The organism is Bacillus cereus group sp. MYBK15-3 (assembly GCF_051916765.1).
GTDB lineage: Bacteria > Bacillota > Bacilli > Bacillales > Bacillaceae_G > Bacillus_A > Bacillus_A cereus.
Map to the genome: position 1 here is coordinate 54,463 of NZ_JBQAHG010000001.1, position 13,299 is coordinate 67,761.

Genomic DNA, 13,299 nt, shown 5'->3' on the forward strand with positions numbered 1-13,299 from the left:
TGTTATCATATTAAAGAAGCCTATATAAGGAGGTGAATAAACAAATATGTCGAATTCAGGGCCTGATTTATCTGTTTCTCGTTTGATTGTGGTAAATATAGAGGAAAAAGAATATCATTTTATTGTTCGTGAACATCCGATTGTAGGGAAATTTATATCGCTATTTGAAAATGGGAAAGAATACGGTTTAATAGATAAACAAATCGCTAATAAAGATAAATTTATTACATCGGAGCTTACTAAGTTAGATTATTTTAATATAGATGTTTTATATCTTACACCTGGGTGGATATGGATTGGTATGGATCAATTTGGTTTACATGCTCGTGAGGCTACTTATAACGAAGTAGATGTTATTATGAAGTTGAAAGAGGATTTATATTATATAGATATATACGAAGAAATAAAAATGTAGTAAATATTTATTCAGGTTAGGGGGAAGTTCCCATAGCTTTTTTTTTGTTTAATAATAAAATGCGAAATTATATTATTTTAATGAAAGGTAAATATGATAAGAAGTGAGATGAAAAGAGGATTTGAAAATACATTAAGAGAATTGTAGTAATTATATGAGTTGTATATGTAAATAACAATAGAAAGAAGATGATAATATGAGTAAAGAAGAGCTTGTGAAAAAACAGTTTGGCAGCAATGCAGATAAATATGTAAATAGTAAAATACATGCTAAAGGACTGGATTTACAATATGTAGTTCAACAAGTTGAGTCTCGTCATAATAATCGTCTTCTTGATGTTGCTACTGGTGGCGGGCATGTGGCAAATATGTTAGCACCTATGTTTGAAGAAGTAGTTGCACTTGATTTAACAGAACAGATGTTAGAAAAAGCAAAAGTTTTTATAAAGCAGAATGGTCATGAAAATGTATCTTTTGTAGCAGGAAATGCAGAGAATTTACCATTTGCAGACCATTTTTTTGATACAATTACATGCCGGATTGCAGCCCATCATTTTACGAGTCCGGCTCAATTTATTTATGAAGTAAATCGTACGTTGGAGGATAATGGATTATTCATCTTAATAGATAATGTTTCGCCAGAAAATAATGAATATGATACATTTTATAATTTTATAGAAAAAAAGCGTGACCCAAGTCATGAACGAGCTCTAAAAAAGACAGAATGGCTTACTTTATTAGAAAAAAATGGTTTGCAAATGCAGTCATGTCTTACTTTTGATAAGAAGTTTGATTTTGACTGGTGGTGTAATATGATGGATGTCCCTTTACAAAAGCGTGAAAAATTAACAGAATGTATGATGAAAGCACCAAACGAAATGAAGGAATATTTTAATATTCAATTTAAAAATAATAAAGTAGAATCGTTCTATACTGAAATGGCTATGTTTATATGTAAAAAAAGTATAACGTTAAAAAGATAAATGTGTTGCAGTCTTTCTGAAGTACGATATACTTAGTACAGAGAAACTGAGAATTGAGGAATAGTTATAATGATTCGTGTACGCATTGAAGGTACTGAGGAAGAAATGCTTGAATTTATGGGGAAAATGCCAGACATTCCTGGATTTGAAAAGACACATATGAGAGAGCCGAGAAAAGGAAATAACCCGAAATACGATTCAAGTAAAAATGTACTTGCATATTTGTCTTATAAAAAGATTGAAGTCGCCAATAAATAGGCGGCTTTTTTAGTTTGCGCTGTTTCACCGCCTTGTCTTTTTCACATAATAATAATAGTAGATTATGCTCAAGAGGGGTGAGAATAGTTAATAAGAAAATTATCTTTTTTGGAGACTTTGGTATTGATGACGCCGTAGCGTTAATTTATGCAAATAAAACATGTAAATTAGATATTCTAGGTATTGTTGCTGAGTACGGGAATGTATCACGAGATATTGTTACGGAAAATGTTTATTTTTTAGAAAGGTACTATGCTACACAAGTGAAAATTATTGAAGGTGCGAGTAGACCGATGACAGCTGAAGAGCCTTTGTTTTTCCCTGAAATCCACGGGGATCACGGTTTAGGTCCTATTATTCCACCTGAGATGAGAATTTGTAAACGAGAAAATTTTTGTGAATTAATCAAATTAATCGAACCTTGTCCAGAAGATATTATAATTGTGGCGACAGGGAGACTAACGACGCTTGCTACGTTATTTTTATTGTATCCAAATATAATGGATCGTATTTGTTCGTATTATATAATGGGCGGCGCTTTCCTATTTCCAGGTAATGTTACACCTGTATCTGAAGCGAATTTTTATGGTGATCCAATTGCAGCAAATATTGTTATGAAATATGCGAAAAACGCTAGCATATACCCGTTAAATGTAACACAGGGCGCGCTTATAACACCTGAAATGGCCAATATAATAGATAAACAAGGAACTGGACAGGCGAAACTCATTAAACCAATGATTGATTTTTATTATGAGAACTTTTATAAAAAAGAATATCCGGGTATTGGTGGAAGTCCTATACACGATTTACTACCGTTTATCTCGTTTATAAATGACAGTATTTTCGAATATAAAAAATCGGCAGTGTGGATTAGTACGACAAATGATGTGACTAGGGGCCAAAGTGTAGCAGACTTTAGAAAAATAGCTGAGCCAACAAGGTTTGATGATCGGCCGATTCAAAGAATTGCTGTTGGTTTTAACTATGCAGCTTTTAAAGAAGAGTTTATGCGAACAATATTGAAGCCAGATTGTCCTTAATGTGTGTAATAACAAGTCGGATAAATCGTTAGTTCAAAAAAGGTTTAATCTGTGTGTATTATTCTCAAAAATCTTAAAGTTGAACAACATGAATAACTTATGAAAAATGTCACATAACTAATGGTAAGCAATTGTTTCTAATTATATTTTGATTGGTGAAATGTAAAGGAGGTTATTATATGATTTGGTCTTTAATCGTCGGTGGTATATTAGGGTGGCTTGCGAGCTTAATTACTGGAAAGGACGTACCTGGTGGTGTAATAGGTAATATTATTGCTGGTATTATCGGTTCTTGGGTTGGTTCGAAATTACTTGGTAGTTTTGGTCCAGTCATTGGCGGATATGCAATTATTCCAGCTTTAATCGGTGCGATCATTTTAATTTTCATCGTAAGCTTCTTATTACGAGCAATGCGAAAATGAATGTAAGGACTGTTTACATTTGTAAGCAGTCCTTTTTATATGTTATGCTAGTATTATACAATCAGGAGGTGTCAGCATTGAAAACATTCACAGTAAATTTCCATCAAGAAGATAATGCTAAAGCGACAACAGTACATAAATTAAGTGAAGAGGACTTTAACAAAGCAACAGAAAAAGGCACTCGTCATCTATTTGATTTAGATACAAACGTTGGATTCTTCGTATTCTTTGATGCAGAAGATGCAGAAGGAAACGATCAATACTTAATGTTACAATACGAAGGTGATCATGAAGAGCCAACTGCGTGCTACGGATTTGATTTAAAACTATACTATCAATTTTTAGCACTGTACTTAAACGATCTTGAGTTCCAAGGTGAAACAGATGAGGAAGAGGAAGAATACGGTCCAATTCATCATTTAGCGCATTTACTTTATCATATTGTTGAAGATGGTAAATCAATCGAAGTGTAATATACATATTTGAAGCTGCCCTTTTTGGGCAGCTTTTTTATATGACATTGGAATGGTGTACTGTGAGCTAAATAAAGTGAAACTTTAATCAGTGGGGTGTTCATCCCCACTGATTATCAGCCCTCACCAATCGGGCTTTTACGGACAGCAGGGCCCCCACCTAACTTCTTTGTTTCCGCTGAATTTTGAGGTGGGGATCTTACTGCCCGGCAAATAGCGGGATAAATTAATAATAGAAATTTATTTATTACTTTCATGTTAGCATCGTAAAACACCTGTTATAATGATTGTAATTAAATTCATGGAGGCTAATTTTATGCTTGTAGATGTAAAAGCTTTTATTAAAGCTGCAGGTTTAACATGTATTTCATCATTAAGTGGAGATAACACGTTTGCTTATAATTTTGAAACTGTAAAAAATACTATCGCTACATTTTTTAAGAAGCTAAGATTTACCGTATAATTTTATTTTAACCAGTAGGAAAAGAGTAATCACTTCCTACTGGTTTTTTCTGTTTCAAGGAGCTGTTGTGAGAGCATGTTTTAAGTTATAGATAGAGGATATTATCATTGAGAAGAGAAGGTTTAAATAAGGAGATGAAAATGGTTTCGTTTATCAAGAGGTAGTTACTTCGGATATAACAGACTTGGTTACTTTTTAGAAACAGCTTTTGTAATATATTTTGTACAAGCTTTTGGAGAGAGTGAAGCACTGACTTTTTGGAACAAACATAATTTGAAAAGTAGTGTAATGGGTTGGTTAACGAAATGAATAAGATGCAATAGGGGGTAAAAATGATGAAAATATATTTAAAAATAGTTATGTTATTTTTGGTGTTTACATGTATGTTTGCGCTAGTCGCATGTAAAGGGACAGACGAAAAAAAGGAAACAAATCCAACCTCGGAAAATAATAAAAATGAACAAAGTAATTTTTCAGAAGAACAGAAAAATCCTGAAGCAAAACCAAGCAATGAAAAAACAACAAAACCATCGCCTGACCCAGATTCGAAAAATAGAACACTTAATCAAAAATCAATTAACCACGTTAAAGATTTGTTTGAACTCGCAAAAGAAGGAAAAGTACCTAATGTACCATTTGGAGCCCATACAGGGGATATTGAAGAAATTGAAAAAGCGTGGGGGAAAGCAAATAAAACCGAATATGCAGGGAACGGAATGTACGCAACTTTTACAAATAAAAATATTGTTTTCGGATTTAATAAAGGGTCACAAGTTTTTGATGTACGCTCATATCATGCAGAACTAAAATTGATTACATTACAAGAAATTGAAAAAGCATTAGGAAAACCATCTTCAGTTAAAGAGAATGGTGAAGATAAAATATATGTATACAAAGTAAATAACCAGTATGAGCTGAAATTTGTCATTCCAAAATCGACTGGTAAGGTAGATCATATTTCTGTATTTTCACCAGAGGATAGTATTAATAAAATGGCAGGATAAGAAATTAAGTGATTTCAAAAACACCTCACTTTCCTTAAGTGAGGTGTTTTTAGTTGTAAATAAGGAACGTCTCCTGCCATATAAAACATACTTTCATACGCGAAATACTTCACTTTTGTTTTTTAATATTCATCCAACAAGAAATATTGATCTACTGAAAAAGTAGTAACCTATAAATTATGTGTAGGCTGGTTCATGATTTTTTTACGTTCTAAATTTTGAACAAACAGTGCTTGAACAATACCTCCAATTAATAAGAAACTAGCACAAATATAAAACAGCATACTTCCATTTAAATTACTTAATAAAACTGCACCAATAACTGGTCCGCACGTTCGAGATATATCCCAGTGTATACCGTAAATTGAAAAATATAAACCACGTTTATTGTGAGGTGCAATTTCTGAAACGAATCGTAACAAGTGGTTTAGAGCAATACTTTCTCCAATGACTAAAAAGAGTAAGGTGAAGAATAACGACAATATCGTCGTTGAATAACTAAAGCCAACTGCAGCTATTGTATAGCAGGCGTAAGAAATAAGGATGATTTTCGCCATAGAAAATCGTTCAGACCATTTTACGAGGAAGATTTGTAGTATGATTTCCAAAATGGCTTTGCATGTTGAAATAAATGCGAGTATGAATACGAGATTAGGAAATACATGTTCTGCAAAAATACGATAATTCGTCTCAGTTTGTGCATAAAAAAAGCTAATAGGAAGTGTAGAAACCATAAGACCGAATATAGCATAGTGTTTAAAAATAAATTGCTTTGGTGAACTTGCCTCAACTGTTTGTTTCGACTTACTCATAGGTGGAACGGTTTCTGGGAGCTGGGTCCAAACAACAACGGCATATATCGTAAGGGTTACACTTTGCACGATAAATAAATATTCTGGGTGAGTATTATAAAAACATGCACCGATTAAAGGGCCGACTACGGATCCAATTGCTCCCATCGTTTGTAGGAGAGCAAAAATTTCTGCTTGCTGCTCTTGTTTTGTTAAATCAGCAATTTGTGCACGCTGAGCTGGAATGTATAAGGAACGCCCAATACCATTAATGACATATAACAGTGCAAATATAAAAACAGATTGAGCGAAAACGAAACTGCCGATTGCAACACCTTGTAGTAATAATCCGAGTAACATAATCTTTTTTCGGCCATATTTATCAGTAATTCCTCCAGCAATAAGTGTAAATAAAATGTCTGAAAGTGGCTGTAATCCGAAAATTAGCATAGTTATTATTACATTGCCGTTTAACATTTTATTGACGTAAATAATCATAATGAGAGCTAACATAGATTCAGTCGTTCGGGTTAATAATTCACCACACAATCTAATAAAAATAGGTTTATTGTAACGAAGTAAGAGATAATTCAATATTAATTCCTCCTTTCTATATTGAAATGATAAGATGAAAGGAGAGTTGGAAAAAGGGTAGAGACTATAGGGAGGATTTTTCACCTTTTAGGGGGAGTATGATGTTTATTTTAGATCAATACATTGAACTATGGATTGCTTATGGAAAAGGAAAAAAAGAGGGAGAACGATTGGAAGTAACAGTGCAAAATATATCTGGTACATTATTTTGTACAGAGCGCAATAGTAAGTTAATTATAAAAAAATTAGATGAGTTAAATTGGATCAAGTGGTTTCCAGGTCGCGGCAGAGGAAATCGGTCTAAGTTAATATTTCAAAAGCACCCGATATCTTTAATTTTAGATAGAGGAAAAGAAATAACGAAAAAAGGGGATGTGAAAAGCGGAAGTATATTTGTGGAACGCTATAGCTCACATTTTCCATCAGTAAAGGGAGAATATCATTCCTGGGTGGATTCAATATTTGGTCATAAGGTTGAAATGACATCTGAAGGGAGAAGAGATGTACTCCGGTTGCAAGTACAAATGAATTTAGATATCACATTAGATCCTGTATACGCTACAATGCGCTCAGAATGCCATATGGTAAAACATATATTCGACACACTCGTGTATGTAGACGGTAATACAAACATTATAGAGCCAAGACTTGCATTTCACTGGGAATATAATGACGCTGAAAAAATATGGACGTTTTACTTACGAAAAGGAGTTCACTTTCATAATGGAAAACAACTTACTGCACATGATGTTATATACTCGTTGAATCGATTTATAAAGCTGGAAAATAATGCACACGCATGGATGTTACAACACGTTGAAAGTATCCGTTCAGTGGATGACTACGTTTTCGAAATTCAATTACATACAGAAAATCGAATGTTTTTACATATGCTAAGTGCAGAACAGTGTTCTATCGTGAATGAAGATGAAGCAGGAGGGCTAATTGGAACCGGGCCTTTTCAATTATATAAAAGTAATGAAAATCTGTTCATTTTAGAAGGACATCCTTTATATTTTCGTGAAAGACCTTTTTTAGATCGTGTTGAGTTGTGGAATGTAGAACAAGGTGTAGGTACATACGATGTTTTAGTAAAGGCGCAGTATAAAGATAAAGAAAAACATAATAAAGAATTGTCTCGGCTTGAGTCGAACGTGACATATATAACATGTAATCTTACGAAAGAAGGACCAATGCAAGATGAGTTATTTCGGAAAGCGTTATATAACATCATTCATGGTTATACAATCGTTCAAGAACTCGGCGGAGAACGTGGAGAAGTGGCAAAAAAACTAATATTAGCAGGTGAAAGCATTGTAGAGATTGAGGAAGATGTAGAAAGTTTAATTAAAAGGAGTACTTATCATAATGAAGTGCTACAACTCTACACATTTACAGGACGAGATCATGTTGAAGATGCACAGTGGATACAAAAAGAGTGTGCGAAATATGGGATTCGTGTAGAAAATAATTTTCTTGATATAGAAGAGCTATTGGAAGTAAGTACGATACAAAAGGCCGATATGATGCATGATAGTGCCACAATCAGTGAACGAATAGAAGATAGTCTATTATATATGTTTCTTACAAAAAATAGTTTTATTCATGGACAAAGCAGCATGGACTTTCATGAAAAGTTGTCTCCTTATTTTAGACAAGAAGAATTAGAGAAAAGAGTTACACTGTTACGCGATATCGAGGATACTTTGTTACGTCAAATTCATATTATTCCTTTATATCGTAATAAACAAGAGGTAAGTACACATGAAAAAGTTCAAAATATAATGATTAATTCACAAGGTTGGATTGATTTTTATAATATTTGGTTTAAGTCTTGATATATAAGGGCTTTTGCACATTTTCATAAGGTGTGTAAGAGCCTTTTTTGTATGTAGGAATAGGTTTGTTTTACACATTGTTACGCTACTTGTGATAAAAGTCTATTTACAGCGTAACAGTGTTATGTTACATTGTTATCAGGAAGGAGTGTTATACAGTTGAGTACAGATTTAATTTCAAAAAAAGATTTATTAGAACTAACTGGTATTTCATACGGACAGTTATATAGGTGGAAAAGAAAAAATTTAATTCCGGAAGATTGGTTTGTACGAAAATCAACGTTTACAGGTCAAGAGACATTTTTTCCGAAAGAAAAGATATTAGAGCGTATCGATAAAATCCAAACGATGAAAGAGGATTTATCACTTGATGAACTAGCAAACATGTTTTCGCCGAGTGTGAGAGAAATTCTTTTAACAAAGGAAGACATTTTATGCAAGGGGATTGCATCAGAACCAGTTTTACAATTTTTCATAGAACAAACGAATAAAAGAGCAGAGTTTCAATTTGTAGATATTCTTTATGTGTACATGTTAGAAGAATTACTGCAATCAGGAGAGATTAGTTTAGAAGAAGGAAAAATGGTTTTGCAAGTTTTACGTGAAAATTATGAAGCAATTAAACATAAAACTTGTGACTTAATTATTGTCCGAAAGTTAGGGATTTCTACATGTTTATTAGTTTCAAACGTGGACGATTTAATTTTTGAAAAAGGCACCAAAATCGTTTTACGCGAAGCGATTATGAAATATACCGAAGCATTAAAAACTAAATTGTTGTAGTGGAGGAGAAAGTATGCGTACAGATAATTTGATTATAAATGGTTACGGTTCATCGAATGGTGGCGAGTTTCATAAAGTGCAATTAAACGGAAAAGGAACTGTGAATGGAAATGTTGAATGTGAGCAATTTGAATGTAACGGTTACGGTGCAGTTACTGGCGATTTGAAAAGTAGCAGTGCACGAATTAGCGGATCTGGTAAAGTTGATGGCACAGTTCAAGCTGAAACGATGCGAATTGATGGAAAAGCAACAATTACGCAAAATGTAAAAGCAAACAGTTTGAAAATTGCAGGAAAAGGTACGATAGGTGGAAATGTCACTGGTGAAGAATTTAAAGTCAATGGTCAAGCTACAATTGACGGTAATTGTGAAGTGGATACTTTTTCTTCAGAAGGACAATTTACAATCGGTGGTTTATTAAGCGCAGATGAAATTAATATAAATATTCACGGTACATGTCGAGCGAAAGAAATTGGTGGTCAAACGATTAAAGTAAGACATAGATCAGGTACATTTAGTCGACTATTTAAAACAGTGTTTGGCTTGCAGTTAGAAGCTGAACTATTAGAAGGTGACAATATCGATATTGATTATGCTCACATAAGAACGGTAAGAGGAAACAATGTTACAGTAGGAGCAAACTGTGAGATTGAACTGATTGAATATACCGGTGTTCTTACTGTTGATAAAAATGCAAATGTAAAAGAAATTAAGCAGGTTTAACGGAAGGGAGAAATCAGTATGGAACATCCACATAGTCTCACAGTAAATGGTTCTGGTAATTCAGCAGGCGGAGATTATAATAAAGTGAAGATTCGCGGTGAAGGAACAATTACGAATGATATGAGTTGCAATGAGTTTAAAACGTACGGAACGAGTGATGTACACGGTAATGTGAAAGTGAAAAACTATGTCGTGTATGGAGATAACGAAGTACAAGGAAATGTAGATGCGGAATATGTAAAAGTATATGGTAATACACAAATTCATGGTGATGCTCATATTGAAAAAACAAAAGTTAGAGGTATGATAAATATTGAAGGAAAGTTTTCAGGTGATTTCGTAGATGTAAAAGGTGCTTTAAATGTAAAGGGAGATATTGAAGTAGAAGATTTATCATTAACTGGTGGTCTTGAAAGTGATGGATTACTTAATGCTGAAAATATTCAAATCTCACTTCGTTATGAAGGCAGTAAGGTAAGAGAAATTGGTGGTAAAAAAATTACCGTTCGTAAAAAAGCGAGATTTATTCCTTTTACTAGTCATGCTGGAAACCTCCAAACTTCGATTGTTGAAGGAGATGATATCTATTTAGAACATACGATTGCTGAAGTTGTAAGAGGCAACAACGTCACAATTGGTCCTGGATGTGAAATTAGTGTTGTAGAATATCATACTAGTTTTAATCAAAAAGGTAATGCAGTCGTAAAAGAACATAAACAAATATAAGTAGTATGAGGGAGAGCAAGAGATATGGTTGAGAAGAATAATAAGCTCGGCTTTGTTGTGGCGGGCTTATTGCTAGGTATTTTAATGGCATCGATGGATAATACCATTGTTGTAACGGCGATGGGAACAATCGTTGGTGACTTAGGAGGCCTCGAAAACTTTGTATGGGTCGTTTCTGCCTATATGGTCGCAGAAATGGCAGGCATGCCGATTTTCGGTAAGCTATCAGATATGTATGGTAGAAAGAGATTCTTTATTTTCGGTTTAATCGTCTTTATGATTGGTTCGGCACTTTGTGGTACTGCTGAAAATATTACACAGTTAGGTATTTATCGTGCTATTCAAGGTATTGGCGGCGGGGCATTAGTGCCGATCGCGTTTACTATCGTTTTTGATATTTTTCCACCTGAAAAACGCGGGAAAATGGGTGGTTTATTCGGAGCTGTATTTGGATTATCTAGTATTTTCGGGCCATTACTTGGCGCATATATTACCGATTACATTAGCTGGCACTGGGTATTTTATATTAACTTACCACTTGGCGTTTTAGCACTTATTTTTATTACATTCTTTTATAAAGAATCACGCGTTCATAGAAAGCAAAAGATTGATTGGTTTGGCGCAATTACTTTAGTTGGTGCAGTAGTTTCTTTAATGTTTGCGCTTGAACTAGGCGGACAAAAATATGATTGGGATTCTAGCTTTATTTTAAGTTTATTTGGTGGATTCGCTATTTTAATCATCGCATTCATTTTTATTGAACGAAAAGTAGAAGAACCAATTATTTCATTTGAGATGTTTAAGCAGCGCTTATTCGGAATGAGTACAATTATTGCATTATGTTACGGTGCTGCATTTATGTCAGCAACTGTTTACATTCCGTTATTCATTCAAGGTGTATACGGCGGGACTGCAACAAACTCAGGATTATTACTTTTACCTATGATGCTAGGATCAGTCGTAACAGCGCAGTTAGGTGGATTTTTAACGACTAAGCTGAGCTACCGAAACATTATGATTATTTCTGCTGTTATTATGTTAATCGGATTATTCTTATTAAGTACATTAACGCCAGAAACAAGTCGTGCATTATTAACGGTTTATATGATTATTATCGGATTTGGAGTAGGTTTCTCATTCTCTGTACTAAGTATGGCTTCAATTCATAACTTCGGTATGGAACAGCGTGGATCTGCAACTTCAACGAGTAACTTCATTCGTTCATTAGGAATGACACTAGGTATTACAATCTTCGGAATGATCCAAAGAACAGGTTTCCAAGATCAATTAGAAGAAGCATTTAAAGGGATGAGCGGGGGAATGAATACAAAATTAGGGGATTCAAGAGCCATTTTATCAGAATCGGCAAGATCTCAAATCCCTCCGCAAATATTAGATAAGATTATTGACGCTCTTTCTAGTTCAATTGTTCAAACATTCATGTGGGCATTGGTACCAGCTGGATTAGCATTCATGTTCATTTTCTTTATGGGAAATGAGCGTATGGTAATTAAGAAAGAACAAATGAATAAAAAGAGTGAAACATCAAAAGCGTAATGAAAAAGCTCCTTTCCAATTGGAAAGGAGCTTTTTCGTATGTACGGTGTTAGATTAGCCTTCGATAATTTCGTATTCTTCGTCTGCAAGTAATAAAATTTGCGTTTTCTTGCCTTTGTTTTGAACTTCGATTACATCGTATGCGCCTAAGTCTCTTACTTTGCTTTGAGAAGCGTTAACCATAACTTCAATAGAATCAATTAAGATATCTTCTTCAATATATGATTCAGGCAATGCCATATCTTCAGTATCTAATACACACGCATATAGATTTTGTAAATTTTCAGCAGTTGGGTTTTGTTCCTCAACATCAATGATATTTTTTACTGCATCCATATTTTCTTCTTTTGCTTGGTACACTTTAATTTTAGCCATAATTTTAATCTCCTTTATAACGTAATCGTAGAGGCTACACCTCATTATAACGTTTTTTTTATGAAAGATGAAATTGTTATATGTATTTATAGTAAAAATTATGTGTCCTTACTCAAAATTGGTGTGATTTCCATATAAATGTACGAGTAGGTAACGATAATGTTACGTTAAAGTTATATTGTCCAAGCTTTTCTTATTTTCTTCCTATATGTATGTAGTAGCAATTCTATATAGAGAAGGGATGGAGTGTAAGTGGGTTGTGAACCGAGAGTTTCTAGAGATTTTGTTCAAGTACCTGAACTGGTAGGTTTTCGATTACTTTTATCACATCCAGCTGGAGACCCTTTAAACTACGGATTATTATTTATTAATTTTCCTGATACGATTTTTATTTTTATATTGGCATCAAGCGGATACCTTGCCATTTCGAACTGTTTAAAAATAGAGGGCGGAACTGGTGATGCCGAAATAGAAGAGATAAAAAAATGATAGAGGATGACGTTAACACGTACAAATCAGTTGTTAAATTGACTAAAGTATATAAGAACGGTGAGACGGAATCTTTTATTTATAAAAATGAGTTATAATACATGTATTTAAATGCACCCTCAAACTATTGTTGAGGGTTGTTACATAATTAATTATGTTGGTCCTTCAAACCGTTTGTTAACGGGTAAGAAATATATTTATTGTTGACTTATTTTATAGGTTGATCATTTCATAGTTAGTAGATGTTATAATCATTTTATGTTTACTGATATTTTATAAATATTCGAAGTTTTAATTTAATAGTCAATTGCTTTTATGATGAACAGGTGGGTATGTATATGAATACGAATTATGGAGCGCTC

Annotated in this window: 15 protein-coding genes and 2 pseudogenes; 15 read left to right on the plus strand and 2 right to left on the minus strand. The window is 33.7% G+C overall.

Annotated elements, in window-relative coordinates; translation table 11 throughout:
- The first annotated feature begins 46 nt into the window (after window positions 1-46).
- From ACTFR8_RS00305 to ACTFR8_RS00345, 9 genes and pseudogenes are all read left to right on the plus strand, one after another.
- Window positions 47-415, plus strand: a complete 369-nt coding sequence (locus tag ACTFR8_RS00305; protein WP_000071478.1) for a hypothetical protein — start codon at window positions 47-49, stop codon at window positions 413-415.
- A gap of 196 nt (window positions 416-611) precedes the next feature.
- Window positions 612-1,397 carry a class I SAM-dependent methyltransferase gene (locus ACTFR8_RS00310; protein ID WP_000031303.1) on the plus strand — a complete coding sequence of 262 codons (786 nt, stop codon included), beginning with the start codon at window positions 612-614 and terminating at the stop codon, window positions 1,395-1,397.
- Window positions 1,398-1,466: 69 nt separating this feature from the next.
- Complete coding sequence (locus ACTFR8_RS00315) at window positions 1,467-1,655, plus strand: DUF3970 family protein (RefSeq protein WP_000621885.1); 189 nt, start codon at window positions 1,467-1,469, stop codon at window positions 1,653-1,655.
- 77 nt (window positions 1,656-1,732) lie between these two features.
- Complete coding sequence (locus ACTFR8_RS00320) at window positions 1,733-2,698, plus strand: nucleoside hydrolase (protein WP_001223681.1); 966 nt, start codon at window positions 1,733-1,735, stop codon at window positions 2,696-2,698.
- Between the two features lie 179 nt (window positions 2,699-2,877).
- Window positions 2,878-3,120, plus strand: coding sequence for a GlsB/YeaQ/YmgE family stress response membrane protein (locus tag ACTFR8_RS00325; RefSeq protein WP_000638306.1), 243 nt, complete (start codon window positions 2,878-2,880; stop codon window positions 3,118-3,120).
- 77 nt (window positions 3,121-3,197) lie between these two features.
- A complete protein-coding gene (locus ACTFR8_RS00330) occupies window positions 3,198-3,593 on the plus strand; it encodes a hypothetical protein (protein WP_000847587.1) in 396 nt (131 codons plus the stop codon).
- Window positions 3,594-3,909: 316 nt separating this feature from the next.
- The gene (locus ACTFR8_RS00335) at window positions 3,910-4,056 is read left to right on the plus strand and encodes a hypothetical protein (RefSeq protein ID WP_000959548.1); all 147 of its coding nucleotides are present in this window, start codon (window positions 3,910-3,912) and stop codon (window positions 4,054-4,056) included.
- 138 nt (window positions 4,057-4,194) lie between these two features.
- Window positions 4,195-4,365 (plus strand): annotated as a pseudogene (locus tag ACTFR8_RS00340) (aminopeptidase); the annotation flags it as partial.
- A 23-nt stretch (window positions 4,366-4,388) separates the two neighbouring features.
- Window positions 4,389-5,060, plus strand: coding sequence for a YjgB family protein (locus ACTFR8_RS00345; protein ID WP_002098287.1), 672 nt, complete (start codon window positions 4,389-4,391; stop codon window positions 5,058-5,060).
- 170 nt (window positions 5,061-5,230) lie between these two features.
- Here ACTFR8_RS00345 and ACTFR8_RS00350 read toward each other — a convergent pair whose 3' ends face one another.
- Window positions 5,231-6,445, minus strand: a complete 1,215-nt coding sequence (locus ACTFR8_RS00350; RefSeq protein WP_119781653.1) for an MDR family MFS transporter — start codon at window positions 6,443-6,445, stop codon at window positions 5,231-5,233.
- 101 nt (window positions 6,446-6,546) lie between these two features.
- Here ACTFR8_RS00350 and ACTFR8_RS00355 point away from each other — a divergent pair, with 101 nt between their 5' ends.
- From ACTFR8_RS00355 to ACTFR8_RS00375, 5 genes are all read left to right on the plus strand, one after another.
- Window positions 6,547-8,283 carry an SgrR family transcriptional regulator gene (locus ACTFR8_RS00355; protein WP_000470198.1) on the plus strand — a complete coding sequence of 579 codons (1,737 nt, stop codon included), beginning with the start codon at window positions 6,547-6,549 and terminating at the stop codon, window positions 8,281-8,283.
- 159 nt (window positions 8,284-8,442) lie between these two features.
- Window positions 8,443-9,066: a YhbD family protein gene (locus tag ACTFR8_RS00360; protein WP_000102238.1), complete on the plus strand. Its 624-nt coding sequence runs from the start codon at window positions 8,443-8,445 to the stop codon at window positions 9,064-9,066.
- A gap of 13 nt (window positions 9,067-9,079) precedes the next feature.
- A complete protein-coding gene (locus ACTFR8_RS00365) occupies window positions 9,080-9,790 on the plus strand; it encodes a bactofilin family protein (protein WP_001258385.1) in 711 nt (236 codons plus the stop codon).
- A gap of 18 nt (window positions 9,791-9,808) precedes the next feature.
- On the plus strand, window positions 9,809-10,516 hold the full coding sequence (locus ACTFR8_RS00370) for a polymer-forming cytoskeletal protein (protein ID WP_098537174.1): 708 nt from the start codon (window positions 9,809-9,811) through the stop codon (window positions 10,514-10,516).
- Window positions 10,517-10,540: 24 nt separating this feature from the next.
- Complete coding sequence (locus tag ACTFR8_RS00375) at window positions 10,541-12,073, plus strand: MDR family MFS transporter (RefSeq protein ID WP_000229637.1); 1,533 nt, start codon at window positions 10,541-10,543, stop codon at window positions 12,071-12,073.
- Between the two features lie 54 nt (window positions 12,074-12,127).
- On the opposite strand, the gene ACTFR8_RS00380 is transcribed toward ACTFR8_RS00375, so the two are convergent.
- Window positions 12,128-12,448 (minus strand): hypothetical protein, encoded by a 321-nt coding sequence (locus ACTFR8_RS00380; RefSeq protein WP_001062727.1) that lies wholly within the window; start codon window positions 12,446-12,448, stop codon window positions 12,128-12,130.
- Between the two features lie 261 nt (window positions 12,449-12,709).
- On the opposite strand from ACTFR8_RS00380, the pseudogene ACTFR8_RS00385 reads away from it, so the two are divergent.
- Window positions 12,710-13,035 (plus strand): annotated as a pseudogene (locus ACTFR8_RS00385) (BC_2878 family exosporium-associated protein); the annotation flags it as partial.
- Window positions 13,036-13,299 lie beyond the last annotated feature (264 nt).